General features: G+C 72.8%; 22 protein-coding genes, 1 pseudogene and 1 riboswitch. Of the genes and pseudogenes, 6 read left to right on the top strand and 17 right to left on the bottom strand.

All coding sequences use genetic code 11. The features are described 5' to 3' along the window. Window positions 1–13 precede the first annotated feature (13 nt). The 3 genes from C0R66_RS06265 to C0R66_RS06255 are packed head-to-tail and all read left to right on the top strand — an operon-like array spanning window position 14 to window position 2,720. Entirely contained in the window at window positions 14–601 is a 588-nt protein-coding gene (locus C0R66_RS06265; RefSeq protein WP_101523972.1) for a PadR family transcriptional regulator, read from the top strand. Next, on the top strand, window positions 598–1,458 hold the full coding sequence (locus C0R66_RS06260; RefSeq protein WP_101523971.1) for an EamA family transporter: 861 nt from the start codon (window positions 598–600) through the stop codon (window positions 1,456–1,458). Before C0R66_RS06265 ends, C0R66_RS06260 begins: the two co-directional genes overlap by 4 nt. A 53-nt stretch (window positions 1,459–1,511) precedes the next feature. Beyond that, complete coding sequence (locus C0R66_RS06255; RefSeq protein ID WP_101523970.1) at window positions 1,512–2,720, top strand: PQQ-dependent sugar dehydrogenase; 1,209 nt, start codon at window positions 1,512–1,514, stop codon at window positions 2,718–2,720. Here the strand turns inward: C0R66_RS06255 and C0R66_RS06250 are convergent. The 8 genes from C0R66_RS06250 to gatC all read right to left on the bottom strand — a co-directional run bounded on the left by C0R66_RS06250 (window position 2,704) and on the right by gatC (window position 11,782). Then, the gene (locus C0R66_RS06250; RefSeq protein WP_101523969.1) at window positions 2,704–3,504 is read right to left on the bottom strand and encodes an ECF transporter S component; all 801 of its coding nucleotides are present in this window, start codon (window positions 3,502–3,504) and stop codon (window positions 2,704–2,706) included. The genes C0R66_RS06255 and C0R66_RS06250 overlap by 17 nt on opposite strands. Then, window positions 3,501–5,123 carry an ABC transporter ATP-binding protein gene (locus C0R66_RS06245; protein WP_101523968.1) on the bottom strand — a complete coding sequence of 541 codons (1,623 nt, stop codon included), beginning with the start codon at window positions 5,121–5,123 and terminating at the stop codon, window positions 3,501–3,503. Before C0R66_RS06245 ends, C0R66_RS06250 begins: the two co-directional genes overlap by 4 nt. Next, window positions 5,120–6,298, bottom strand: coding sequence for a CbiQ family ECF transporter T component (locus C0R66_RS06240; protein ID WP_101523967.1), 1,179 nt, complete (start codon window positions 6,296–6,298; stop codon window positions 5,120–5,122). Before C0R66_RS06240 ends, C0R66_RS06245 begins: the two co-directional genes overlap by 4 nt. A gap of 3 nt (window positions 6,299–6,301) precedes the next feature. After that, complete coding sequence (locus C0R66_RS06235; protein WP_101523966.1) at window positions 6,302–6,760, bottom strand: hypothetical protein; 459 nt, start codon at window positions 6,758–6,760, stop codon at window positions 6,302–6,304. Window positions 6,761–6,959: 199 nt separating this feature from the next. Then, window positions 6,960–8,144: a prenyltransferase/squalene oxidase repeat-containing protein gene (locus C0R66_RS06230; protein ID WP_101523965.1), complete on the bottom strand. Its 1,185-nt coding sequence runs from the start codon at window positions 8,142–8,144 to the stop codon at window positions 6,960–6,962. A gap of 71 nt (window positions 8,145–8,215) precedes the next feature. Next, window positions 8,216–8,361, bottom strand: a riboswitch (cobalamin riboswitch). A gap of 42 nt (window positions 8,362–8,403) precedes the next feature. Beyond that, entirely contained in the window at window positions 8,404–9,930 is a 1,527-nt protein-coding gene (gene gatB, locus C0R66_RS06225; protein WP_101523964.1) for an Asp-tRNA(Asn)/Glu-tRNA(Gln) amidotransferase subunit GatB, read from the bottom strand. Further along, on the bottom strand, window positions 9,927–11,447 hold the full coding sequence (gatA, locus tag C0R66_RS06220) for an Asp-tRNA(Asn)/Glu-tRNA(Gln) amidotransferase subunit GatA (RefSeq protein ID WP_101523963.1): 1,521 nt from the start codon (window positions 11,445–11,447) through the stop codon (window positions 9,927–9,929). The genes gatB and gatA overlap by 4 nt, the downstream gene beginning before the upstream one ends. A gap of 35 nt (window positions 11,448–11,482) precedes the next feature. After that, a complete protein-coding gene (gatC, locus tag C0R66_RS06215; protein ID WP_101523962.1) occupies window positions 11,483–11,782 on the bottom strand; it encodes an Asp-tRNA(Asn)/Glu-tRNA(Gln) amidotransferase subunit GatC in 300 nt (99 codons plus the stop codon). A 125-nt stretch (window positions 11,783–11,907) separates the two neighbouring features. Here gatC and C0R66_RS19345 point away from each other — a divergent pair. Continuing rightward, window positions 11,908–12,768: pseudogene (locus C0R66_RS19345) on the top strand (SGNH/GDSL hydrolase family protein); the annotation flags it as partial. A 71-nt stretch (window positions 12,769–12,839) separates the two neighbouring features. Here the strand turns inward: C0R66_RS19345 and ligA are convergent. Further along, window positions 12,840–14,954 (bottom strand): NAD-dependent DNA ligase LigA, encoded by a 2,115-nt coding sequence (ligA, locus tag C0R66_RS06205; RefSeq protein WP_101523960.1) that lies wholly within the window; start codon window positions 14,952–14,954, stop codon window positions 12,840–12,842. Between the two features lie 150 nt (window positions 14,955–15,104). On the opposite strand from ligA, the gene C0R66_RS06200 reads away from it, so the two are divergent. Next, on the top strand, window positions 15,105–15,722 hold the full coding sequence (locus tag C0R66_RS06200) for a TetR/AcrR family transcriptional regulator (RefSeq protein WP_101523959.1): 618 nt from the start codon (window positions 15,105–15,107) through the stop codon (window positions 15,720–15,722). After that, window positions 15,715–17,340: an MFS transporter gene (locus tag C0R66_RS06195; RefSeq protein WP_101523958.1), complete on the top strand. Its 1,626-nt coding sequence runs from the start codon at window positions 15,715–15,717 to the stop codon at window positions 17,338–17,340. Before C0R66_RS06200 ends, C0R66_RS06195 begins: the two co-directional genes overlap by 8 nt. 39 nt (window positions 17,341–17,379) lie before the next feature. Here C0R66_RS06195 and C0R66_RS06190 read toward each other — a convergent pair whose 3' ends face one another. From C0R66_RS06190 to rplU, 8 genes are all read right to left on the bottom strand, one after another. Next, complete coding sequence (locus C0R66_RS06190) at window positions 17,380–18,387, bottom strand: uroporphyrinogen decarboxylase/cobalamine-independent methonine synthase family protein (protein WP_240311630.1); 1,008 nt, start codon at window positions 18,385–18,387, stop codon at window positions 17,380–17,382. After that, on the bottom strand, window positions 18,384–19,493 hold the full coding sequence (gene mnmA / locus C0R66_RS06185; RefSeq protein ID WP_199286839.1) for a tRNA 2-thiouridine(34) synthase MnmA: 1,110 nt from the start codon (window positions 19,491–19,493) through the stop codon (window positions 18,384–18,386). Before mnmA ends, C0R66_RS06190 begins: the two co-directional genes overlap by 4 nt. After that, window positions 19,490–20,698 (bottom strand): cysteine desulfurase family protein, encoded by a 1,209-nt coding sequence (locus tag C0R66_RS06180; protein ID WP_101523957.1) that lies wholly within the window; start codon window positions 20,696–20,698, stop codon window positions 19,490–19,492. Before C0R66_RS06180 ends, mnmA begins: the two co-directional genes overlap by 4 nt. Before the next feature lie 90 nt (window positions 20,699–20,788). Next, a complete protein-coding gene (locus C0R66_RS06175) occupies window positions 20,789–21,766 on the bottom strand; it encodes an endonuclease/exonuclease/phosphatase family protein (RefSeq protein ID WP_101523956.1) in 978 nt (325 codons plus the stop codon). Between the two features lie 44 nt (window positions 21,767–21,810). Further along, window positions 21,811–22,947: a glutamate 5-kinase gene (proB, locus tag C0R66_RS06170; protein ID WP_101523955.1), complete on the bottom strand. Its 1,137-nt coding sequence runs from the start codon at window positions 22,945–22,947 to the stop codon at window positions 21,811–21,813. Further along, complete coding sequence (gene obgE, locus C0R66_RS06165; protein WP_101523954.1) at window positions 22,944–24,476, bottom strand: GTPase ObgE; 1,533 nt, start codon at window positions 24,474–24,476, stop codon at window positions 22,944–22,946. Before obgE ends, proB begins: the two co-directional genes overlap by 4 nt. Window positions 24,477–24,572: 96 nt before the next feature. Further along, window positions 24,573–24,827: a 50S ribosomal protein L27 gene (gene rpmA, locus C0R66_RS06160; protein WP_101523953.1), complete on the bottom strand. Its 255-nt coding sequence runs from the start codon at window positions 24,825–24,827 to the stop codon at window positions 24,573–24,575. Between the two features lie 40 nt (window positions 24,828–24,867). Next, window positions 24,868–25,170, bottom strand: coding sequence for a 50S ribosomal protein L21 (gene rplU, locus C0R66_RS06155; protein WP_101523952.1), 303 nt, complete (start codon window positions 25,168–25,170; stop codon window positions 24,868–24,870). Window positions 25,171–25,196: the final 26 nt, after the last annotated feature.

Here is a 25,196-nt window from a genome sequence, read left to right as displayed (position 1 = left end):
GTACGCTTGTCACATGCCAGCGCAAGACCTTCCGATCACCTCGTACGCCTTGATGGGACTGCTGACCTTCGGGGACGAGCTGACCGGCTACGAGCTCAAGCAACGGGCGGACAACACGTTGCGCTTCTACTGGCAGTCACCTGCGATGAGCCAGGTGTACTCCGAGCTCGCGCGGCTGGCCGACGAGGGCCTGCTGCACCGTCGCGGGCAGGGCCGCGGCACGACGTACACCCTGACCGCCCGGGGACGCCGGGAGCTCGAGAGCTGGATGGACGACACCGCTGCCGGGTTCCCGATCTTCAAGCACCCGCAGGCGCTGCGCCTGATGATCGGCCACCTCTCGGACCCAGGCCGCCTGACGAAGATGCTGGAGAGCTACCTCGAGGACGTGGCACGCGCCCGGGCGGACCTGCTCGAGGTGCGCGAGTCGCTTCGCGGGGCGGACGCCGCGGGCCAGCCGTTTCGCTACCCTTCCCTGGTGGCGGACTGGGGGCTGGCGCACTTCGAGAGCGAGAAGGCCATTGCCGAGCAGGTGATCGACCGGTTGCGCGAGGACGAGACGGTCGAGACCGTCACGCCCCCCACCGGGGACGAGGGGTGAAGCGGGCCGTCTGGCTCGTGCTGGCCGGCATCGCCTCTGTGCAGCTGGGCGCCACCGTGGCCAAGGACCTCTTCACCCAGGTGGAGCCCACCGCGCTGGTGTGGCTGCGGCTGACCGCCAGTGCGGTGCTGCTCCTGCTGATAGCCCGGCCCCGGCTGCGCGGACGAAGCCGGCAGGACTGGCTGGTGGTGGCGGGGTTCGCCGGCACCCTCGGCCTGATGAACTGGGCGTTCTACCAGTCCTTCGCACGACTGCCGCTGGGGGTCGCGGTCACCATCGAGCTGATCGGACCGCTCGCGGTCGCCCTGGCCGGTTCGCGTCGACCGCGCGACCTCATCTGGGTGGCCCTGGCCGCGCTGGGGGTGGTCGCGCTGGGCTGGGAGCGAGCCGACCTGGACCCGGTCGGCGTCGCCTTCGCCCTGGTGGCCGGCGGCTGCTGGGCGGCGTACATCCTGCTCAGCGCCCAGACCGGACGACGGTGGCCGGGTCTCGAGGGGCTCTCGGTGGCGAGCACGGGCGCTGCCCTGCTGCTCGCGCCGTTCGCCCTGGCCAGCGACCGGGCCGGCATCCTGAAGCCGGAGGTGCTGGCGCTGGGTGCGCTGATCGGCCTGCTGAGCTCGGTCATCCCCTACAGCCTGGAGCTGGTGGCGCTGCGCAGCCTGCGACCCGCCCTCTTCGGCATCCTGATGAGCATCGAGCCGGCCGTGGCCGCCCTGGCGGCCCTGCTGGTCCTGGGAGAGTCCCTGACCGGCCTGCAGTGGCTGGCCATCGCCTGCGTGGTGGCCGCCAGCGCGGGGGCCACCCGGTACGCCGACTCGACCCGCGACCGGGACACCGAGCTCCTGGAGCATCCGTAGGCGCGCTGGCACCGCTTTGTAGGGTGGTTCTCCCCTGCTCGTCTGGAGAACCGATGCCCAAGGCCCACAGTCCCGCGCCCCGCGTCCTGGCAGCCGCGGCCCTGGCTGCCGCGCTCCTGCTCGCCGGGTGCGGCACCGACCAGTCGGAGTCCAGCTCGGACGCCGGCCCGTCGGCGACTGCCCCAACCAGTGGCCAGACCAGTGGCCACACCAGCGGTGCTGCCACGCCCGAGCCCTCGGACGCCCCGAGCGCGCGGGGGCCGGCCCGCCCGAGCGTCACGGGGACGATCGCCACCGGCCTGGAGGTCCCCTGGGGCATCGCCTTCCTCCCCGACGGATCGGCGGTGGTCACCGAGCGGGACAGCGCGCGGGTGCTGAGGCTGTCGCCGAGGCGGGGGGCCTGGGACGTCTCGGAGATCGGCACGATCGACGCGGCCGACCCGGCCGTCGAGGGCGGACTGCTCGGGGTGGCGGCCTCCCCCGGCTTCGACTCCGACCGGACCCTCTACTTCTACGTCACGGCCTCCGAGGACAACCGCATCATGCGGGCCGAGCTGACCGACGGCGGTCTGGGCGCGGCCGAGCCGGTGCTCACCGGCATCCCCAAGGGCGCGGTCCACGACGGCGGGCGTCTCCTCTTCGGCCCCGACGGCTACCTCTACGCCTCCACCGGAGAGAGCGGTCAGCGCGATCTGGCCCAGGACCCGGAATCGCTCGGCGGCAAGATCCTGCGGATCACTCCCGACGGCGACCCCGCGCCCGGCAACCCCGACCCGGACTCGCCGGTGTGGAGCCTGGGGCACCGCAACGTGCAGGGGCTCGCGTGGGACGACCGGGACCGGCTGTGGGCCAGCGAGTTCGGGGACAGCACCTGGGACGAGCTGAACCTGGTGGAGAAGGGCAGGAACTACGGCTGGCCGGGGCTCGAGGGGCGTACGGCGGACAACCCCGGGGTCCCGGCCGAGGGGTTCACCGACCCGGTGGCGGTGTGGAGCACCGACGTGGCCTCCCCCTCCGGGCTGGCCTGGGCGGAGGGGTCGCTGTGGCTCGGCGCCCTGCGCGGCACCCGGCTGTGGCAGGTGCCGGTGACCGGGGACGGCGTCGGGCGGGCCAAGCCCCACTTCGTGGGCGACTACGGGCGGCTGCGCACCGTGGCCAGTGCGCCCGACGGCACGCTGTGGGTCACCACGTCCAACCGCGACGGACGGGGTACGCCGTCCTCGCAGGACGACCGGATCCTCCAGGTCACCCTGGCTCGCTGACCCGGACCACCACCGCGCGCCGGGCGACCCGCCGCAGCGTGGCGAGCACCGACGGTCCGAGCACGGCGATCGCCACCGCGTTGGTCAGCGCCCGACCGGTGTCCCATCCCCCGGTCGAGGTGACCAGCGTGTAGATCGCGAACCGGTGCAGGTTGTCCGCCACCGGTGCTCCGGCGACGAAGGAGAGCTCGGTGGCCTCGCGACCCGGCACCTCGATGCCGAGCATGAAGGGCCACCCCCACACGTTCATCACCAGGCCGTAGAGATAGGCCGACAGGATCCCGTAGAGCACCAGGACCACGATCTCGGCGCGGCCCGACAGCCGCCGCGGCAGCAGGCCGGCACCCATCCCGACCCACCCCGCCACCAGCATCTGGAAGGGCAGCCACGGTCCCACCCCGGCCGTGAAGAGCGCCGAGACGAAGAGCGACGTGGCACCCAGGATGAACCCGAAGGCGGGACCGAAGACCCGGCCGCCGAGGATCAGCAGGAAGAAGATCAGCTCCAGCCCGGCCACGCCGGCGCCGAGCCCCCGGGCGACGCCGTTGATGGCCGAGAGCAGCCCCAGGACCGCCAGCACCCGGGCGTCCATCCCGCCCTCGGTGATCTCCGCGAGCACCATCACCATCAGCAGCGGCAGCAGCGCCAGGAAGAGGAAGGGCGGATCCACCCGGGCCCCGTCCGGCACGTCCAGCAGGAACGGCCACCCCAGCATCATCAGTCCCAGCACCGAGACCAGTGCCAGCACGAGGGCGCTGCGCGGTCCGATCCGCACCGCGGTCATCCGGCGCTGCCCACCGTGGCCAGGGCTGCGGTCACCTGCCCGACCTGCAGCCACGGCGACCCCAGCACCTTGTGCACCTGTGGGGCGAACGACGGCGACTCGACCACCACCTCGAGCGTGGGCCCGTCGGAGACGACCTCGCCATCGGCCAGCACCACGACCTGGTCGGCCACCTGGGCCACGAACTCCACGTCATGAGTGGCCACCAGCACCGCGTGCCCCTCGTCACACAGGCTGCGCAGCATCTCGGCGAGGGCGCGCTTGCCCGGGTAGTCCAGGCCGCGCGTGGGCTCGTCGAGCAGCAGCACCGGCGGTCGGGAGACGAGCACCACCGCGACCGCCAGGGCCAGGCGCTGTCCCTCGGAGAGGTCCCGGGGATGCGTCCGGTCGTCGATGCCCGGGGCCAGCCGGTCGAGGATCTCGCGGCACCGGCCCGGGGCACCGGCGTCGGCGTCCGCGTCCGCGCACTCCTCGCCGACGGTCTCCAGGTAGAGCAGGTCGGCGGCGGTCTGCGGGACCATCCCGGTGTGGCGACGCCGCTCGGCCCTGCTCAGCGCGTGCGGGTCGGCGCCGTTGACGCGCACCCGGCCCGAGACGCGGCCCAGGCGCCCCTGGAGCGCCCACAGCAGGGTCGACTTGCCGGAGCCGTTGCGTCCCATCAGAGCGGTGACCCGCCCCGGAGCCAGGGTGAGGTCCACTCCCCGGAGCACCGGGGCGCGGCCGTGCGCCACCACGAGGTCGCGGGCGGTCAGCACGGCGGCGTCGGGAGTCTCGGCGCCGACGGGGACGGGCGCGACCCCCTCGCCGACGGTCTCCGCGAGCCGGGCGCTCAGCTCGCGGGCACGCCTGCGGGCATCACGCACGGTCAGCGGCAACGGCGACCACCCGGCCGCTCGGCCGAGCTCGACCAGGGGCGGGGCCACCGGGGAGTCCAGCAGCACCACCTGGGGCACGTCCACGTGCACCGTGCCGTCGGGGCGGAGCAGCACCATCCGGTCCGCGAACGGCACCACCCGCTCCAGCCGGTGCTCGGCCACCAGCACCGAGAGCCCCAGGTCGTGCACCAGCCTGGTCACCGTGGCCAGCACGTCCTCGGCGGCGGTCGGGTCGAGCGCGGACGTGGGCTCGTCGAGGACCAGCAGCCGAGGATGCATGGTCAGCACGGAGCCGATCGCCACCCGCTGCTGCTCACCCCCGGACAGGGTCCGCAGGTCCCGGTGCCGGAGGTCGGCGATGCCGAGGAGGTCGAGGGTCTCCTCGACCCGGCGGCGCATGGTCGCCGCGGGGAGTCCGAGCTGCTCCATCCCGTAGGCGACCTCCTCCTCCACGGTGTCGGTGACGAACCAGGCGGCCGGGTTCTGGCCGACGTACCCGATGTCGGCGGCCCGCTCCCGGGCCGGGCGCTCGATGATGCTGACGCCGTCCAGCAGCACGTCCCCGCTCAGGGTGCCGCCGGTGTACTCCGGGACCAACCCGGAGACGACGCCGAGCAGCGTGGACTTGCCGACCCCGGTGGACCCGGCCAGGAGCACCAGCTCGCCCTCCTCGATGTCGAGGTCGATGCCGGCGAGCACCTCACGCCCCGAGTAGGAGAACCGCAGGCTGCGCAGCTCGATCATCGGGGAACCTCCAGGGAAGCGGCGCGGGGGGCAGCACCGGCAGGGTTTGGTATCGGTGGCGCCGGGGGTCCAGCCGGCTGACGGTTCGCGACCGTGGGCGAGGAGGGTGCGACGAGCACCGGCAGCAGCGCGGCGAAAGGCACCAGCAGCGCCGCCAGGTCGAGGCCGGGCGCCGCGACGACCCCGGGGTGGGCCACCGCCATGCTGGCTCGCGCCACCCACATGAGGCCCAGGCCGGTGGCCATCCCGGACACGGCCACCAGGATCTCCTCGGCCTGCCAGCGGTCGGGGCGGTAGCGCGTGCGCTGCACGCGCCGGCCGGCACTGACCAGCGCGAGGATCGCGCAGAGAGCGCCGAGTGCCAGCATCGGCAGCCCGAGCCAGCGCGGCGTCGTGGTGTCCAGGAATCCGTAGACGCCGACACAGGTCCCCAGCAGCGCGGCCACCATCAGCGACCCGGAGACCCGGCGTTCCCCCGGCGTGGCGGTGCCGGTCCGGCCATAGCCTCGCGCGTCCATGCCGGCCGCCAGTGCCATGGACCGCTCGAAGGCGTCCTCGAGCACCGGGACCAGCAGCCGCCGCAGCCCCCGGACACGGCGCCCGCGCCGTCCCCCGACCGGCCCAGCCGCACTGCCCCGCAGCTCCTGGGCGTGCCTGACCCGCTGCACGCTGTCGGCCAGCTGCGGCAGCACCGAGACCGCGACCACCAGAGCGGTGCCGATCTCGTAGAGCGCCGGAGGCAGTGACTTCAGCAGCCGCTTGGGGTTGGCCAGCGCGTTCGCGGCACCGAACGCCAGCAGGATGCAGGCCAGCTGCATCCCGTCGTAGAGACCCGCCAGCACCGCCTCCCGGGTCACCGGTCCCAGCAGCCGGATGCCGGCAGCCCACTCGGGCAGCGTGATCGCCGGCAGCCGGAACAGCACGTGCCCACCGTCGACCCCGCCGAGCAGGATCCGGAAGAGCACCCGGATCACCACGGTGATGGCCGCCAGCCACAGGTACAGCCGGAACGCGCGCGCCCAGGTGCCGTCGCCGCGACAGCCCGCCACGACCACCCAGGTGACGGCGGCCACGAGAGCCAGCAGCCACGGGTTGGTCGTGGCCGAGGCGGCCGTCGCCAGTCCCGCGGCCCAGACCCACCAGGCCACCGGGTGCAGCTCCCTGGGCACGCGCATGCCTCAGGCCCTCCTGCGCCGCACGGTGAGGACCGCACCGGCGCCGAGCAGGGCACCCAGCGCGATCACCGGGACCCAGAGCGGGAGCGAGCCGTCATCGGTCTCGGTCCGGACCGAGCCCGCGTTCGGGTCGGTGTCCCCACCGGCGTCCACACTGTCCGCCGGGCTGAGTGCCGGCGGCTCGGCCTCGCCCGCACCCTGGTGCCAGGCCAGGGCGACGTAGCCGCCCGCGGGACTGCGCAGCGTGCCGGCACCGCGACTGGAGTAGACCCAGTCGCCATCGGCGTCGGCCCACCACAGGCTCCAGAAGGCGTCGGCGGGGGCGGCGTTGACGCACGGGTCGCCCGCGGGAGCCCACCCACCCGGCAGATGAAGCCCGGGTCCCGGGTGGCGTAGGTGAGGTCGAAGCCGGCGTCGGCGACGCTCTCCGAGGCTCGTTGGTCGACCACCGCCGGGTCGCACCCGGTGCGTACGGCGTCCTGGGCGTCCTCGGCCAGCTCGGCGAAGTCGACGACCACGGTGGTGCCCTCGGACGGACAGTCCGCAGCGGCCGCCGCCGGTCCGGCGGCGCCGACTCCCCCGCCCACCACGAGCAGGCTCAGACCCGCGCCGAGCAGGCGGTGGGCCAGACGGTGGGCCAGGCCGTACGCCGGGCGGTGGGTCACTCGGACTCCCCCGCCGCCGGGGCGGCGGCCAGGACCGGGAACGCCTGGACCCCGGCGACGACCCACGGCGACCGGTCGAGCGGGTCCGCCAGACCGTACTCGCGGCCCTCGGCCAGGCTCGCCTCGTCGTAGGCGAGTGCCCCGGTCTCCCCCGCCAGCTTCCCCAGCGACTCCTCGCCCGAGCCGTCGCCCTCCTGGGCGACCTGCAGGTCGCGGACCCAACCTGCTGCCCGGGCAGCCGCGTCGTCCTCGCCTAGCTCGAGCAGGGCCCACCCGGCCAGGCCCGTGGTGTTGGAGTTGGTCCCGTTCTCCGGATCGGCGAACGAGCCGTCGTCCGCCTGCTGGGCCAGGAGCCACTTGGTGGCGGCCGTCAGAGCGTCCTGCACCTGCTCGTCGTCCTCGGCGAGCGGGGCCAGCTGCACGGCGACCAGCGCGGTGGTGTCCGGAGCCTGCTCCGCGGGCAGCGAGTCGTCCGCGTCGCATCCCTGCTCGGCAGCACCCTTGGCGGCGAAGGCGAGGCGGAAGAACCCCTCCTCGCACTGCTGGGCCAGCAGGAAGTCGGTGACCGACTCGGCCCGCTCGCTCCCCACCGCGCTCAGGGCCGCGGCGGCGTAGGACTGGCCGATCGAGTTGGCGTAGTCGCCGAACTCCGACCGGTCCTGGAGACGGCCGGCGATCCGGCTCTTCGTGGCGACGCGGTCCTCGACCCGGGCCTGCAGGTCCAGGCCGCCGAAGTCGTGCGGGTCCCGTCCCTGGTCGACCGCCAGGCGCAGCGCCTTGGCCGACGCCCCGGAGTAGACCTCGCCGCCGGAGCCGACGTACGCCGGGAGCCCTTCCGCCACGGCGTCGGTGACGGCGGTGGCCTCCTGGGCCAGCAGGCCGGAGGCGGAGAGCCCGAGCACCAGGTCGATGCTGGAGCCGACGTCGACGCTGGTGGCGGTCTTGCCCTCGTAGGCGCTGGTGTTCTCCAGCAGGCCGTCGGCGTTGAGGTTGCCGACCAGCCAGTCCGCGGCCAGCTCGAGGGCGCGCGGGTCGCTCGCGCCGGTGCTGGCGGCGGGGGCGTTCGCCGGGACCGGGTCGGTCCCGCTCTCCGGGGAGTCGCTCCCACAGGCACTGGCCCCGACCGCGACCAGGACCAGCGAGGCGGCTCCTGCGGCGAACAGGCGAAGACGATCAGACATCTGTGTTCCTTCCCGCTGCTGACGGGTCGGTCCACACTGGGATCGAACCCGCCGTGTTCCACGACAGCGAATGTTCAAAACGCAGCACAGCGGGTGTTCCGGCTTGCACGTAATCAGACCGTGCCTACGGTTGCGGGTCAGCGCCGGACTTGGACCGGCTTCCCCCACCTGTGAGCGTGAGTGAGTCGCGACGGCTGCCGCGACGCACACACCTTACGCCTGCTCCCCGCGGACCCCGCCCGGGGTCCGCGGGGCGGGCTCAGGCCAGCTTCTCCAGGATCAGCTCGCGCACCCGGCCGGCGTCGGCCTGACCGCGCATCTCCTTCATGACCGCACCGATGAGCGCACCGGCCGCAGCCACCTTGCCGTCCCGGATCTTGTCGGCCACGTCCGGGTTGGCCGCGATGGCGTTGTCGACCGCGGCACCCAGCGCGCCGTCGTCGGAGACGATCGCCAGCCCGCGGGCCGCGACGATCTCCTCGGGGGTGCCCTCACCGGCCAGCAGGCCGTCGAAGACCTGACGGGCCAGCTTGTCGTTGAGGGTGCCCGCGTCGACCAGCTTCTGCACCTGCGCGACCTGGGTGGGGGTGACGCCCAGCGCGTCGATCTCGGTCCCGGTCTCGTTGGCGCGCCGGGCCATCTCGCCCAGCCACCACTTGCGGGCGGCCTGCGGGGTGGTCCCGGCCGCGATCGTCTCCTCGATCAGCAGCAGAGCGCCCGCGCCGACGGTGTCGCGCATCTCCAGGTCGGAGAACCCCCACTCGGCCTGCAGCCGCGCCCGCTTCTGGGTCGGGTTCTCCGGCAGCGTGCCGCGCAGCTCCTCCACCCACTCGCGCGACGGCGCCACCGGCACCAGGTCGGGCTCGGGGAAGTAGCGGTAGTCCTCGGCGTCGGACTTCTCGCGGCCGCTGGTGGTCACGCCGGTGTCCTCGTGCCAGTGCCGGGTCTCCTGCAGGATCGAGGACCCGGACTCCAGCACCGCGGCGTGCCGACGCATCTCGTAGCGCACCGCCCGCTCCACCGAGCGCAGCGAGTTGACGTTCTTGGTCTCCGTGCGGGTGCCCAGGCCCCCGGTGCCCTTGGGCGCCAGGGAGAGGTTGACGTCGGCCCGGATCGAGCCCTGGTCCATGCGGGCGTCGGAGACCCCGAGGGCGACGATCAGCTGGCGCAGCTGGGTGACGTACGCCTTGGCGATCTCGGGGGCCCGGTCACGGGCGCCCATGATGGGGCGGGTGACGATCTCGATCAGCGGGATGCCGGCGCGGTTGTAGTCGACCAAGGAGTAGTCGGCACCGTGGATGCGACCGGTGGCGCCACCGACGTGCAGCGTCTTGCCGGTGTCCTCCTCCATGTGGGCCCGCTCGATCTCGACCCGGAAGGTCTCCGGCTCACCGTCGGCGCCCTCGATGGTGACGTCCATGAAGCCGTCGAAGGCGATGGGCTCGTCGTACTGGGAGGTCTGGAAGTTCTTCGGCATGTCCGGGTAGAAGTAGTTCTTCCGGGCGAACCGGCACCACTCGGCGATGTCGCAGTTCAGGGCCAGGCCGATCCGGATGGCGCTCTCCACCGCCTTGCGGTTCACCGCCGGCATCGCGCCGGGCAGGCCCAGGCACGTGGGGCACACCTGGGTGTTGGGCTCGGCGCCGAACTCGGTCGGGCAGCCGCAGAACATCTTGGTGAGCGTGTTCAGCTCCACGTGGACCTCCAGGCCCATCGCGGGGTCGTACTTCTCCAGCGCCTCCTCGAAGGAGACCAGCTCGGTCGAACGCTCGTCGAGACCACTCATGCCGACGCTCCCTTCAGCTCAGGGGCGCGGTCGAGGATCGCACCACCCCACTTCTCCTCCAGCAGTGCCTCGACCGCGGCACCGACCCGGTAGAGCCGGTCGTCGGCCAGCGCCGGAGCCAGCACCTGCAGGCCGGCGGGCAGCCCGTCCTCGTCAGCCAGCCCGCTGGGCACCGAGATGCCCGGGGTGCCGGCCAGGTTGGCCGGGATGGTGGCCAGGTCGTTGAGGTACATCGCCAGCGGGTCGTCCAGCTTCTCCCCCAGCTTGAACGCCGTGGTGGGCGCTGTCGGGGAGACCAGGACGTCGACCTCGGCGAAGGCGGCCTCGAAGTCGCGCGCGATCAGGGTGCGCACCTTCTGGGCCTGGCCGTAGTAGGCGTCGTAGTAGCCGCTGGACAGGGCGTAGGTGCCCAGGATGATCCGGCGCTTGACCTCGTCGCCGAACCCGGCGTCGCGGGTGGCGCGCATGACCTCCTCGGCGCTCGGCGCGTCGACGCCCTCGGGGAGCACCCGCAGGCCGAAGCGCATCGCGTCGAACTTGGCCAGGTTGCTGGAGGCCTCGGCGGGCAGGATCAGGTAGTAGGCGGCCATCGCGTGCACGAAGTTCGGGCAGGACACCTCCACGACCTCCGCGCCGGCGGAGACCATGAGCTCGACCGCCTCGTCGAAGCGGGCCATCACCCCGGGCTGCCAGCCCTCGCCGCGCAGCTCGGTGATGACCCCGACCTTGACTCCGGTGAGGTCCTTGCCGGCGCCCACCCGGGCGGCCTCGACGAAGGAGGGCATCTCGGTGGGGATGGACGTGCTGTCCAGCGGGTCGTGCCCGCCGATCAGCTCGTGCAGCAGGGCGGAGTCCAGGACGGTGCGGGTGACCGGCCCAGCCTGGTCCAGGGAGTTGGCCAGGGCCACCAGGCCGTAGCGGGACACCCCGCCGTACGTCGGCTTCACGCCCACGGTGCCCGTCACGGCGCCCGGCTGGCGGATGGAGCCGCCGGTGTCGGTGCCGATCGCCAGGGGCGCCTGGAAGGAGGCCACCGCGGCGGCGGAGCCGCCACCGGAGCCGCCCGGGATGCGCTCCAGGTCCCACGGGTTGTGGGTCGGGCCGTAGGCGGAGTGCTCGGTGGAGGAGCCCATCGCGAACTCGTCCATGTTGGTCTTGCCCAGGATGGGCAGGCCGGCCTCCTTGAGCTTGCGCACCACGGTGGCGTCGTACGGCGGGATCCAGCCCTCGAGGATCTTGGAGCCGCAGGTGGTGGGCAGCCCGGCGGTGGTCAGCACGTCCTTGACCGCGATCGGCACCCCGTCCAGGTCGCTGAGCAGCTCACCTGCGGCACGGCGCTCGTCGCTGGCGCGGGCGGTGGCCAGCGCACCTTCGGCGTCCACGTGCAGGAAGGCCCGGACCTGGCCGTCGACCTCGGCGATGCGGTCCAGGAAGGCGGTGGTCAGCTCGACGCTGGTCACCTCGCCGGCGGCGAGGGCCTCGACCAGCTCGGCGGCGCTCCTGCGGGTCCAGTCCACAGTGCCTGCTCCTTCGTTGCTGCTCTGCTGGGTGCTCACTGCTCGTCCCCCAGGATCCGCGGCACGGAGAAGCGCTGCTGCTCCGAGGCGGGCGCCCCCGACAGGGCCTGCTCGGCGGTCAGGCCGGGCACCACGACGTCCTCGCGGAAGACGTTGGTCAGCGGCAGGGCGTGCGACGTCGGCGGGACGTCGGCACTGGCCACCTCGCTGATGGACGCCACCGACTCCAGGATCACGCTCAGCTGCGGGGCGAGGTGGTCGAGCTCGGCGTCTGACAGGTCGATCCGGGCGAGGTCCGCCAGGTGAGCGACCTCGTCGCGGGTGATTTCGGGCATGGAGCATCCTTTGCCAGGCGTGCGGGGAAGATCGGCTTCCATCCTATGGGCTGGGTCTGCGCGCCCGGCCGGTGGTCACCGACGCGCGCGTAGCCTCGGGGTACGCCCCTCGAGAGGACACCCGCATGCGTCGCTCCGTACGCCGTCCCCGTCTCGTCGCCGTCGCTGCACTGGTGCTGGCGTGCGCCTCGATCCCGCCCACCGCCAGCGCCGAGGACCCGGCCGGCGCCACCGAGGCCGGAACCTCCCGGGCCAGCAGGGCCGACGCAGCGGTCCCGCCGCGGCGGTACGTGGCTCTGGGCGACTCCTTCACCGCCGCGACCGGGGTGCCGGACCCGGATCCGGGCGGCCTGGTGTGCACCCGCTCGACCAGCAACTACCCCTCCGTGCTAGCCAGGTCGTGGCCCGGGACCGAGGTGGTCGACGTGAGCTGCGGGGCCGCCGACACCACCCACATGACCAAGCCCCAGCGTCCCTTCGGCGTCAAGGTCCCGCCGCAGTTCGACGCGCTCACCCCGGACACCGACCTGGTGACCATCGGGATCGGGGGCAACGACTTCGGAGTCTTCGCCGCCCTGATCTTCAACTGCTCCCAGCTGGCCAAGACCGACCGCACCGGGGCACCCTGTCGCGACGCCAACCGCAAGCCCGGTGGCGGTGACCGCCTGCGGGACCGGACCGACCGCACCGGCAAGCGCCTGATCAAGGTGGTCAAGGGGGTCCAGCGGCGCAGCCCGGAGGCCAGGATCCTGCTGGTGAGCTATCCACAGCTCGTGCCGCGCCGGGGAACCTGCGCCAAGCTCCCCCTGGCCAAGGGCGACTACGCCTACTCGCGCGGCCTCAACGGCCGGCTCAACGCGGTGATCCGTCGGGCGGCGGGCAGGACCGGGGCGGAGTACGTGAACGTGGCGCGCGCCAGTCGCGGGCACGACGTCTGCTCGGCAGATCCCTGGGTCAACGGCAAGGACAACACCGGCGAGGCGATCTTCTACCACCCGTTCGCGGTGGAGCAGGCAGCTGTCGCCGGGTTGATCCGGGCCAAGATCGCCAAGCCGCCTCAGAGCCCGTCCGGGCCCTCGGCCAGCAACCGCTCGAAGCCGGACTCGTCCAGGGTCGGGACCCCGAGCTGCTCGGCCTTGTCCGCCTTGGAGCCGGCGTTCTCCCCGAGCACGACGTAGTCGGTCTTCTTCGACACCGAGCCCGACGCCTTGCCGCCGCGGGCGATGATCGCCTCCTTGGCGGAGTCGCGGGTGAACCGCTCCAAGGAGCCGGTCACCACCAGGGTCAGTCCCTCCAGGGTGCGCGGCACCGACTCGTCGCGCTCGTCGGCCATGGTGACCCCGGCCGCCCGCCACTTCTCCACGATGTCGCGGTGCCAGTCGCCCTGCTCGCCGTCGAACCACTCGCGCACCGAGGCCGCGATGGTCGGGCCCACGCCCTCGGTGTCGGCCAGCTGCTGCTCGTCGGCGTCCCGGATGGCGTCCAGGGACCCGAACTCCGTGGCCAGGGCACGCGCCGCGGTGGGGCCGACGTGCCGGATGGACAGCGCGACCACGACCCGCCACAGCGGGGCCGCCTTGGCCCGGTCGAGGTTGTCCAGCAGCCGCTCGCCGTTCGCGCTGAGCACGCGCCCGGACGACGCACCGTCCAGCTCGGTCTTCTTGGCGGCTCGGGTGAACAGCTCGGTACGGAGCAGCTGGTCCCTGGTGAGGTCGAAGATGTCGCCCTCGTCGACGATCACCCCGGCCTGGAGCAGCGCCCCGGCGGCCTCGCTGCCCAGTCCCTCGATGTCGAACGCGCCCCGACCCGCGACGTGGAAGACGCGGTCCAGCAGCTGGGCGGGGCACTTGCGGTGGTTGGGACACCTCAGGTCCTTGTCACCCTCCTTCTGCTGCACCAACGTCGTGCCGCACGAGGGGCACTGGGTCGGCATGACCCACTCCGCGAGTCCGTCGGGGCGCAGTGGCAGCACCGGCCCGACGATCTCAGGGATCACGTCCCCGGCCTTGCGCAGGATCACGGTGTCCCCGGGGCGCACGTCCTTGCGCTTGACCTCGTGGGCGTTGTGCAGGGTGGCCCGCTCCACGGTCGAACCGGCCACCCGGGTGGGCTCCATGACGCCGAACGGCGTCACCCGGCCCGTCCGGCCGGTGTTGACCTCGATGGAGAGCAGCTTGGCGTTGACCTCCTCCGGCGGGTACTTGTAGGCGATCGCCCACCGCGGCGCCCGGCTGGTCGAGCCGAGGCGCCGCTGCAGGGTGACGTCGTCGACCTTGATCACCACGCCGTCGATCTCGTAGCCGACGATGGTGTGCCGGTGCTCCCCCACGTGCTCGATGAAGGCCTCGACCTCACCCAGCGTCGGCACCACCCTCACCTGGTCGGAGGTGGGCAGGCCCCAGGCACGCAGGGCGTCGTAGGAGCCGGACTGGGTGGCCGGCTCGAAGCCCTGCCGAGCACCGATCCCGTGGCAGACCATGCCCAGGGACCGGGTGGCCGTGACCCGGGGGTCCTTCTGACGCAGCGAGCCGGCCGCGGCGTTGCGCGGGTTGGCGAACAGCGGCTTGCCGGCGTCGGCCATCGCGGAGTTGAGCCGCTCGAAGGCCTCGGCGGGGAGGAACACCTCTCCGCGCACCTCGACCAGCTCGGGGACGGGGAACTCCTCGGTGCCGGTGAGCCGGTGCGGCACCGAGTCGATGGTCTTGACGTTGGGGGTGACGTCCTCGCCGGTCCGGCCGTCGCCGCGGGTCAGCGCACGGACCAGCCGGCCCTGCTCGTAGAGGATGTTAATCGCCAGGCCGTCCACCTTGAGCTCGCAGAGCAGGTCGGGCCCGGCGATCCCGTCGCGGGCCAGACGCGCGTACCAGGCCTGGACCTCCTCGAAGGAGAAGGCGTTGTCGAGGGACTCCATCGGCCGCAGGTGGTCGACGGGGGTGAACTCGGTGGAGACCGCGCCGCCGACCTTCTGGGTGGGCGAGTCGGGCGTGCGCAGCTCCGGGTGCGTCTCCTCGAGCGCCTCGAGCTCACGCATCCTCCGGTCGAAGTCGGCGTCGTCGAGGGTGGGCGCGTCCAGCACGTAGTAGCGCCAGCGCGCGTCCTCGATCTCCTCCGAGAGCGCCTGGTGGCGGTCGCGGGCATCCGGGGTGGCGGGGGTGACCTCGGGCGTGCTCATGACCCTAGTTTGCCGGGCCGCACCGACACCCGCGCTCCGGCGGGTCGGGACGGGCCGGTGAAACCCGCTTGTCCCCTCCGGGCTTCGGGCGTACCGTTCTCGGATGGAACGGAACCGTTTCGTTTCATCCACCTCACGAGAAGGACTCAGATGAACGCACCGGAGGAGGGCACCGCCGCCCGGCCGCGGGTCGAGGGGGACCGTGAGCAGGAGATCCTGCAGGCCACCCTCGACGTCCTGGCCGACCTCGGCTACGACCGCCTCACGATGGACGCGGTCGCCAGCGCCGCCCGCGCCAGCAAGGCCACGCTCTACCGGCGCTGGAGCAGCAAGGCGGCTCTGGTCGCCGAGGCGGTCTGCTCCCAGAAGACCAGGCCGCCGCTCCCCGACACCGGCACCCTGCGCGAGGACCTGCTCACCGCCTACTGCGGCATGGGCGTGCTGCGCGACCCCCGCGGCCTGGCACTGCTCGCCGCGGTCGTGACCGCGATGGGTCGTGACGAGGAGTTCGCCGAGATCTACCGGCGCGACTTCATCACGCCCAGCATCAAGATGACCGGGGCCCTCCTGGAACGGGCCGTCGCCCGGGGCGAGGCCCGTCCCGACCTCGACGTCTCGCTGGTCGCCCCGGCGCTGCCCGGGATCGTCCTGCACCGCGTCTTCCTGCTCGGCGAGGAAGCCACCCCCGAGCTCATCTCCCGGGTGATCGACCAGATCATCCTCCCGGCCGTCGCGCCGACCCCGAACCCGAAGGATTCCCATGGCTGAGACAGCCCTCGTCACCCCAGAGGTGACACCCCAGGAGCACCGGCGCCTGCGCTGGGCCCTGGTCCTCATCTCGCTGGCCCAGCTGATGGTCGTGCTCGACAGCACGATCGCCAACATCGCGTTGCCCTACATCGGCGACGACCTCGACATCACCTCGGCCAACCTCACCTGGATCGTCACCGGCTACGCGCTGGCGTTCGGAGGACTGCTGCTGCTCGGTGGCCGGCTCGCCGACCTCTTCGGCCGCCGCCTGATCTTCATCATCGGCGTGCTGATCTTCGCGGTCGCCTCGCTGACCGGCGGCCTGGCGCAGAACGAGGCGATGCTGCTGGTCTCCCGCGGCTTCCAGGGACTCGGTGCGGCCCTGGCCTCCCCCGCCGCCCTGGCCCTGATCACCACCACCTTCCCCGCCGGGAAGGAGCGCAACCGGGCGTTCGCCGTGTACGCCGCCATGTCGGGCATCGGTGCCGCGATCGGCCTGATCCTCGGGGGCTGGCTGACCGGCCTGGACCACCCGCTGGGCATCGCCGGCTGGCGGTACACGTTCCTGATCGTGGTGCCGATCGGGCTGCTCGCCGCCTTCCTCGCCCCCCGCTTCTTCCGGGAGTCCGAGCGTCACGCCGGAGAGCTGGACATCCCCGGCGCCATCACCGGGACCGCCGGCCTGCTCGGCATCGTCTACGGGCTCTCCCGCGCCGGGAACGCCTCCTACGGCTGGGGCGACGGGCAGACGATCGCCAGCCTGGTCGTGGGCGTGGTGCTGCTCGCGGTCTTCATCGGGATCGAGTCCCGCGTGGAGCACCCGCTGCTGCCGTTCCGGATCTTCCGCAGCCGCACCCGGGCGATCAGCTTCGTGGCGATGATGATCATGCCCGCGGCGATGTTCGCGATGTTCTTCTTCCTCAGCCTGCTGATCCAGAACGTCGTCGGCTACAGCCCGCTCAAGGCCGGGTTCGCGTTCGTGCCGTTCTCCATCGCCATGATCATCTCGGCGATGACCGCCTCCAGCCTGATCAGCCGGGTGGATCCCCGCTACCTCGCCGGCACCGGCACCCTGTTGGCCGCGGGTGCCCTCTTCGGGTTCTCCCGGATCAGCGTCCACGAGTCACCGTCGGCATCCCTGGCGGTGCTGCAGGGCGAGGCGCTCGGGGCCGACGTCAACTACTGGACCCACATCCTGCCGTTCGTGGTGCTGATGGCCCTGGGCATGGGCATGGTCTTCGTGCCGCTCACCCTGACCGCCGTGCACCACGTCCAGGCCGCCGACTCCGGCATCGGCTCAGGGGTGCTCAACACGATGCAGCAGGTCGGAGGGGCGCTCGGCCTGGCCACGCTCAGCACCGTCGCGCTGCACTTCTCCACCAACCGCGGCGAGGAGCTCGCGCCGGGCATCGCCGACGCCGCGACCCGGGCCGGTCTCGCCGAGCAGCTCGGACCCCGGTTCGAGAGCACCGTGTCCGAGCTGGCGTCGCTGACGGCGTTCACCGAGGGTGCCACCACGGCCTTCCTGGTGGGCGCCGGGATGGCGGTGGTCTCCTCGGTCCTGATCTGGATCGGGCTGGACGTCAAGCACGAGGAGCTGGCCACCGACGGGCCCGAAGGGGTCGGCGTCCACTGATCAGTGGCCGAGCTCAGTCGCCGAGCTCAGTGGCTGAGCTCAGTGGCTGAGCTCGCGGGCGGTCGCTCCGGCCAGCTCCAGGGCACGACGTGCCCAGGCCGGGGAGGCCCCCGCGAGCCCGCAGGACGGGGTGATCACCAGCTGGGTGGAGACCTCGTCCAGCCCGAAGCCGAGCATGTCCAGCCAGCGCAGCACCCGCTCGACCGACGCCTTCTCCGAGACCGGCTGCGCGGGCTCGGCGGTGGGGACCACGCCGAGGGCGACGCCCAGCCCCGCCTCCAGCGCCTGGCCGAGCTGGTCGTGGTCGGCGGCGTCGAGCTGGTCCAGGTCCACCGACAGCCCGCGCGCCCCGGCCCCTCGCAGCAGGTCCAGCGGCGTCCGGGCCGCGCAGCTGTGCACCCAGGGCTCGGCTCCGGCCCCGGCGATGGCGGAGAGCAGCTCCGTCAGCGTCGCCGACGCCTCGGGCAGGTCGACCTTGCGGTGCCGGCCCAAGCCGCTGGCCGTGGGCACGGAGGCCTCCAGGACGGCGGTGAGCGCCGGCTCGTCGACCTGCACGATGAGCCGCGCCACACCGGGGAGCCGACGTCGCAGGTCCGCGACGTGCCCGCGTACCCCTTCGGCCAGCGCCTGCCCCAGGTCACGGCGGGCACCGTGGTCGGAGAGCACCTTGTCGCCGCGGTGCTTCTCCACGGTGGCCGCCAGGGTCCAGGGTCCGGTCAGCTGGGTCTTGAAGTCGCCGACGTAGCCCTGGGCCAGCTCCTCGACCGTGTCCAGGTCCTGGGCCAGCAGGGAGCGGGCGCGGCGCAGGTCCACCCCCGCCGCGTCGGTGAGCCGCCAGCCGGCGGGCTGCAGGTCGGCGCCGAGTCCCTCGACCACGGCCAGCGCGCGACCGGTCATGGTCGCCGCCGCTCCGCGTCCGGGGAGCTCCGGAACGTACGGCAGCTCCCCCAGCACGCCGAGCACCGTGCGCACCGTCTCGGCGTACGTCCGTGCCGGGTCGTCGGTGCCCGGGCCGGGCATGGAGCCGATGCCGGTGGCGGTGCTCACACGCTCACCCGGCGGGTGGCCGAGATGGTCGCGGACCCGACGACCCGGGTGCCGGAGTAGATGACCGCCGCCTGCCCGGGTGCGATGCCCTCGGCCGGGTCGACCAGCTCGATGCTGACCGTCTCGCCGTCGGTCTCGACGACGGCGCGGTGCTCCGCGCCGTGTGCCCGCAGCTGCACGGTGCCCTCCAGCCGGGACGGGACCGTGCCGCACCAGCGCGCCCGGACGCCGTCGACGTGGTCCACCCCCAGTCGCTCCCGACCGCCGACGCGGACGTTGCCGGTGACCGGCTCGATGTCGAGCACGAAACGGGGCTTCCCGTCCGGTGCGGGCCGGCCCAGGCGCAGGCCTCTGCGTTGACCGATCGTGAACCCGTAGGTGCCCTCGTGGGTGCCCAGCACCTCGCCGGTGGCGTCGTCGACGATGTCGCCGCCCCAGGTGCCGGTCGAGCTCGGGGCCCGGTCCGCCAGCTTCTCGCGCAGCCACCCCGCGTTGTCGCCGTCGGCGACGAAGCAGATGTCGTGGCTGTCGGGCTTGTCGGCCACCAGCAGCCCGCGGCGCCCGGCCTCCAGCCGCACGTCCGGCTTGCGGGAGTCGCCGAGCGGGAACAGCGAGTGCGCGAGCTGCTGCTGGGTCAGCACCCCGAGCACGTAGGACTGGTCCTTGCCGTGGTCCACGGCCCGGTGCATCTCGATCAGGCCGTCCTCCCCGGTCCGGAGCTGGGCGTAGTGACCGGTGGCCACCGCGTCGAAGCCGAGCGCCAGCGCCCGCTCCAGCACCGCGGCGAACTTGATCTTCTCGTTGCAGCGCAGGCAGGGATTGGGGGTGCGGCCGGCGGCGTACTCGTCCATGAAGTCCTCGACGACGTCGGCGTGGAACCGCTCGCTGAGGTCCCAGACGTAGAAGGGGATGCCGATGACGTCCGCGGCACGGCGGGCGTCGTTGCTGTCCTCGATGGTGCAGCAGCCCCGGGCACCCGTGCGGTACGACGCCGGGTTGCGCGAGAGCGCCAGGTGCACGCCGGTCACCTCGTGCCCCGCGTCCACCGCCCGGGCCGCGGCCACCGCGGAGTCCACCCCGCCGGACATGGCGGCCAGCACCTTCACAGCGCTCTCCCGTAGGCCAGGCGGGCCCGTTCCACGGCCGGCCCGAGCGCGGCCACGGCGGCGTCCACGTCGGATGCCGTGGAGGTGTGGCCCAGGGAGAAGCGCAGCGAGTGGCGGGCCTGCACCGGGTCGCAGCCCATCGCCAGCAGCACGTGGGAGGGCTGGGGCACGCCGGCGGAGCACGCGGAGCCGGTCGAGCACTCGATGCCCTGGGCGTCGAGCAGCATCAGCAGCGAGTCGCCCTCGCAGTCGGGGAAGCCGAGGTGGGCGTTGCCCGGCAGTCGCTGCCCGGGGTCCCCGTGCAGGTGCGCGTCCGGCACCACCTCGCGCACCCGACGCACGAGCTCGTCGCGCAGCGCCCCCACCCGGGCGGCGTGCGCGGGCTGCTGCTCGATCGCGGACCGGACCGCTGCGGCCAGCGCCGCGATGCCGGGCGGGTTCAGGGTGCCGCTGCGGATGTCGCGCTCCTGTCCCCCACCGTGCAGCAGGGCGGTCACCGGAACCTCCCGGCGTACCACCAGGGCGCCCACGCCGTAGGGGCCGCCGAGCTTGTGACCGGTGAAGGTGAGCGCGTCGACGCCACTGGCCGCGAAGTCGACCGGGACCGCGCCCACGGCCTGCACCGCGTCGGTGTGCACCGGGATGCCGTGCTCGGCGGCGATCCGCACCACCTCGTCGACCGGCTGCAGGGTCCCGACCTCGTTGTTGGCCCACATCAACGAGATCAGGGCCACCGACTCCGGGTCTCGCTCCACCGCGGCGCGCATGGCATCGACGTCGAGCCGTCCGGCGCTGTCGATCCGGAGCAGCTCCACCTCGGCCTGACCACGCTCGGCAAGCCAGTGCAGGGGGTCCAGGACGGCGTGGTGCTCACCGGCGCTGGACAGGATCCGGGTGCGCCGCGGGTCCTGGGCCTGCCTACCCCACAGGATGCCCTTGAGGGCGAGGTTGTCCGACTCGGTCCCGCCGGAGGTGAACACCACCTCGCCCGGGCGGCAGTTCAGCGCCTGCGCGATCGCCTCCCGGCTCTCCTCCACCACCCGGCGGGCGGCGCGGCCCGAACCGTGCAGCGAGCTGGCGTTCCCGACCTCCAGCAGGTGCCGGCGCATCGTCTCGACGGCGACCGGCAGCATGGGCGTCGTCGCGGCGTGGTCGAGGTAGACCGTGCCGGAGGCGGCGGTGTCGGAGGGGGCGGGGGCACTCATGTCACCGTCAGCCTACGGCGCCCCGGGTGACGGGGTCACAGGTGCCGCCGGTCCTGGCGGTACGCGGCCCCGCGGAGCTGCGCCGCGGTCTCAGCGCAGGGCCACCTCCGCGACCAGCGCGGCGTGGTCGGTGCCCGCGATCTCGACCACCCGGGTCCCGGTCGCCGTCCAGCGTCGGCCCAGGAGCACGTGGTCGATGGCGAGCAGCCGCGGCAGGCCCAGCCCGGCGACCCGGACCTGGCCCGCGGAGGGCCACGTCGGCTGCCACCCGGAGTTCGCCACCTCCGCGGCGTCGCGGAGGCCGGTGGCCAGCAGGCGCCGGAACCGGCCGTGGTCGACGGTGGCGTTGAGGTCCCCCAGCACCAGGTCCGGACCCTCGTCCTGCACCGCCGTGCGCAGCGCGTCGTGGTCCGAGCGCCACCCGCTGCCGTCCCCCATCGGCGACTCGGGGTGGGTCACCACCACGGTGACCGGCTCGCCGTCCACCTCGGTGACGGCCGTGAAGGAGACCCACTGGGTCCCGATCGGCCGCACGTCGGTGATGGGGTTGGCCGAGAACAGCATCGAGCCCGACACGCCGTAGACCGCCTCCCCCGCGTGGAACGGCAGCCGCTCGTTGAGGCCGGCGTCCTCCATGGCCCACAGGGTCGAGGGCTCGATCTCCTGCACCGCCAGCAGGTCGACGTCGTGCTGCTCGGCCGCCTGCACGACCTGCTCGGGCTCACCCGTGCCGTTGAGCACGTTGACCGTCATCACCCGCATCCGGGCTCCGCCGGCCGCGGGCGCGGGTGCGTCGCCGGCCAGGTAGGGCGCGAGCCACCAGCCGTGCAGCGCGAGCCCGCATGCCGGCACCAGCAACAGCGCCAGGGCGAGGCGTCGGTGGCCGCGGGCGAGCACCGCCAGCAGCACCAGGCCCACCAGGTACGCCGGCACGGCGGCGGGCGCGAACGACACCGCGCGCACCAGCACTCCCCGCTCAGGTCCCAGCAGGCGCAGCAGCGTCAGCGCCGCGGCGCCGAGCAGGGACGCCAGCAGCGCGGACCACAGGAGCACGGATCGCAGGCGCACGCGGGAGAACCTACTCCGCCTCCCGGCTCGGGGGCGGTCAATGCTCAGGCGCGGTCGAGCACCACGAGAGCGTCGCGGTGCACGACCTCCCGCTCGTAGCCCGCCCCCATCTCCCTCTTGAGCTGCTGGGAGGACTTGCCGAGCAGGTCCGGCACCTCCCGGGCATCGAAGTTGACCAGCCCACGGGCCACCGGACGACCGTCCGGGTCGACGAGGTCGACCGGGTCGCCGGCCTCGAAGCTGCCAGAGACCCCGGTGACGCCGGCGGCGAGCAGGGAGGCGCGACGCTCGACCACGGCACGGACGGCCCCGTCGTCCAGGACCAGGCTCCCCTTGGGCTCGGTCGCGTGGGCCAGCCACAGCAGCCGGATCCCCCGACGCCGCCCGGTGACGTGGAACAGGGTGCCGACCGGCCGGCCCTCCAGCGCCGCGGCGGCGTCGGACGCCCCGGCCAGGACCACGGGGATCCCGGCTCCGGTCGCGATGCGGGCCGCCTCGACCTTGGTCACCATGCCGCCGGTGCCGACACCCGCCGCGCCGGCGCTGCCGATCCGGACGCCCTGGAGATCCGCCGGAGAGCGCACGTGCTCGATCCGGTGGGTGCCCTCCTGGCCGGGCGGGCCGTCGTACAGCCCGTCGACGTCGGAGAGCAGCACCAGCAGGTCGGCGTCGACCAGGTGCGCCACCAGCGCGGCGAGGCGGTCGTTGTCGCCGAACCGGATCTCGGTGGTGGCCACGGTGTCGTTCTCGTTGACGATGGGCAGCACCCCGAGCTCGAGGAGCTTGGCGAAGGTCTGGTGGGCGTTGCGGTAGTTGGCGCGGCGGGTGACGTCGTCCACGGTCAGCAGCACCTGGCCGGTGGTCAGCCCGTGCCGGGCGAACTCCTCCTGGTAGCGGTGGGCGAGCAGCCCCTGGCCCACCGACGCCGCGGCCTGCTGGGTGGCCAGCGCGCGCGGGCGGCGGCTCAGTCCCAGCGGCGCCAGCCCGGCAGCGATGGCGCCGGAGGAGACCAGGACGACCTCGGCGCCGCGTTCGCGCACGTCAGCCAGTACGTCGGCCAGGTCGGCGATCCGGTCGGGGTCCAGCCCGCCGGCCCGGGTCGTCAGCGACGAGGAGCCGACCTTGACCACGACCCTGCGGGCGCCGCCCACGACGGCACGCAGGTCCTCCCCCGCGCTCATGCGTCCGGGTCGTCCTCGGCCCAGTCCGGGTCGTCCTTGGACCCGATGACGTAGGAGCTGGGACCGAAGGTCTCGGGCTTGTCGATGCGTCGCGCCACGTCGGCCCGGGTCTCGTTCTCGCCACGCTCGTCCATGGCGGCCTCGATGTCGCGGCGGCGCCCACGCGCCGGCCGCGCCTCCTCGAAGCGCTGGTCCTCACCGCGACGTCCCAGCATCTCGGCGCCGGCCTCGATGTTGGGCTTGAAGTCGAAGACCACGGAGTTGTCGGGGTGCCCGATCAGGACGGTGTCGCCCTCCTGGGCGCCCATCTGCACCAGCTTGTCCTCGACGCCGAGGCGGTTGAGCCGATCGGCGAGGAAGCCCACGGCCTCGTCGTTGCTGAAGTCGGTCTGACGCACCCAGCGCTCCGGCTTGGCACCGCGCACCCGCCAGCCCTCGGGGGTCTCCACGACCTGGAAGTCGCCCTGGCCGACCGCGGGCGGGCGGATGACGATGCGGGTGACCTCCTCGACCGGCTTCGCGGTGCGCGAGCGCTGCACGATCTCGGCCATCGCGAAGGTCAGCTCCCGCAGGCCGGCACCGGAGGCGGCCGAGACCGGGAAGACCAGGTGTCCCTGCTCGCGCAGGTCGTCCACGACCATGTCGGCGATGTCGGAGCCGTCGGGGACGTCGATCTTGTTCAGCGCCACCAGACGCGGCCGGTCCTCCAGTCCGCCGTACCTGCTGAGCTCGGACTCGATGATCGCCAGGTCGTCGACCGGGTTGCGCCCCGGCTCGATGGAGGCGGTGTCGATCACGTGGACGATGGCGGCACAGCGCTCGATGTGGCGCAGGAAGTCATGGCCCAGCCCGCGGCCCTCGGCGGCACCCTCGATCAGGCCCGGGACGTCGGCGACGGTGAAGACGGTGTCACCGGCGCGGACCACCCCGAGGTTGGGCACCAGGGTGGTGAAGGGGTAGTCGGCGATCTTGGGCCGGGCCCGGGAGATCGCGGCGATCAGGGACGACTTCCCGGCGCTGGGGAAGCCGACCAGGCCGACGTCGGCCACGACCTTGAGCTCGAGCCTGATGTCGAGCTCGTCGCCGGGCTCGCCGAGCAGGGCGAAGCCGGGGGCCTTGCGCTTGGAGGAGGCCAGCGCCGCGTTGCCGAGGCCGCCGCGGCCACCGGAGGCCACGACCATCTCGCTGCCGGCACCGATCATGTCGCCGAGCACGTTGCCCGCGGCATCGCTGACGACCGTGCCGTCGGGGACCGGCAGCACCAGGTCGGCGCCGTGGCCGCCGTTGCGGTGGGCACCGGCTCCGTGGCCACCGTGCTCGGCACGGCGCTGCGGGCTGTGGTGGTAGTCGATGAGGGTGGTGACGTCGGGGTCGACCCGGAGGATCACAGACCCTCCGGGGCCCCCGTTGCCGCCGTCCGGCCCGCCGAGGGGCTTGAACTTCTCGCGGTGCACGGACGCCACACCGTTCCCGCCGCGGCCTGCGCTGACGTGCAGCGTTACCTGATCGACGAAGGTGGGGACGGCCATGGGGATCTCCTGACTGGGGTGAAACACACGAAGGGCGTCCCAAGTCCAGGGACGCCCTTCGATGGATGCTGTGCTGAGGTGCTGGGAAGCGTCAGGTCACTCGCCCGGGACGATGTTGACGACCTTGCGGCCGCGCCTGGTGCCGAACTCCACCGCACCCGCGACCAGCGCGAAGAGGGTGTCGTCGCCGCCGCGGCCGATGCCGCTGCCCGGGTGGAAGTGCGTGCCGCGCTGGCGGACGATGATCTCGCCGGCGCTGACGACCTGGCCGCCGAAACGCTTCACGCCGAGGCGCTGGGAGTTTGAGTCGCGACCGTTCTTGGTCGAGGCTGCACCCTTCTTGTGTGCCATGAGCTCAGTCCTTCGTGGATCGCGAGAGGCGGGAAGCCACTCAGAGGGAGATGTCGGTGACCTTGACCTGGATGTACTTCTGGCGGTGACCCTGGCGCTTCTTGTAGCCGGTCTTGTTCTTGTACTTCTGGATGATGATCTTGGGACCCTTGGTGGCGCCGAGGACCTCGACGGTCACGGCTGCCTTGTCCAAGCCCTGGGCGGTGACGGTGTCACCGTCCACGACCATGACCACGGGCAGGGAGACGGTCTCGCCGACGGCGGTGTCCATCTTGTCGATCTCGATGACGTCGCCAACAGCAACCTTCTGCTGCTTGCTGCCACTGCGCACGACTGCGTACACGGCGGACTCACTCTCCTCTGGTTTGG

Origin of the sequence: Nocardioides houyundeii, assembly GCF_002865585.1 — a bacterium.
Classification (GTDB): domain Bacteria; phylum Actinomycetota; class Actinomycetes; order Propionibacteriales; family Nocardioidaceae; genus Nocardioides; species Nocardioides houyundeii.
The sequence above is the reverse complement of the archived record's forward strand: the minus strand, read 5'-3'. Positions and strand labels throughout refer to the sequence as shown.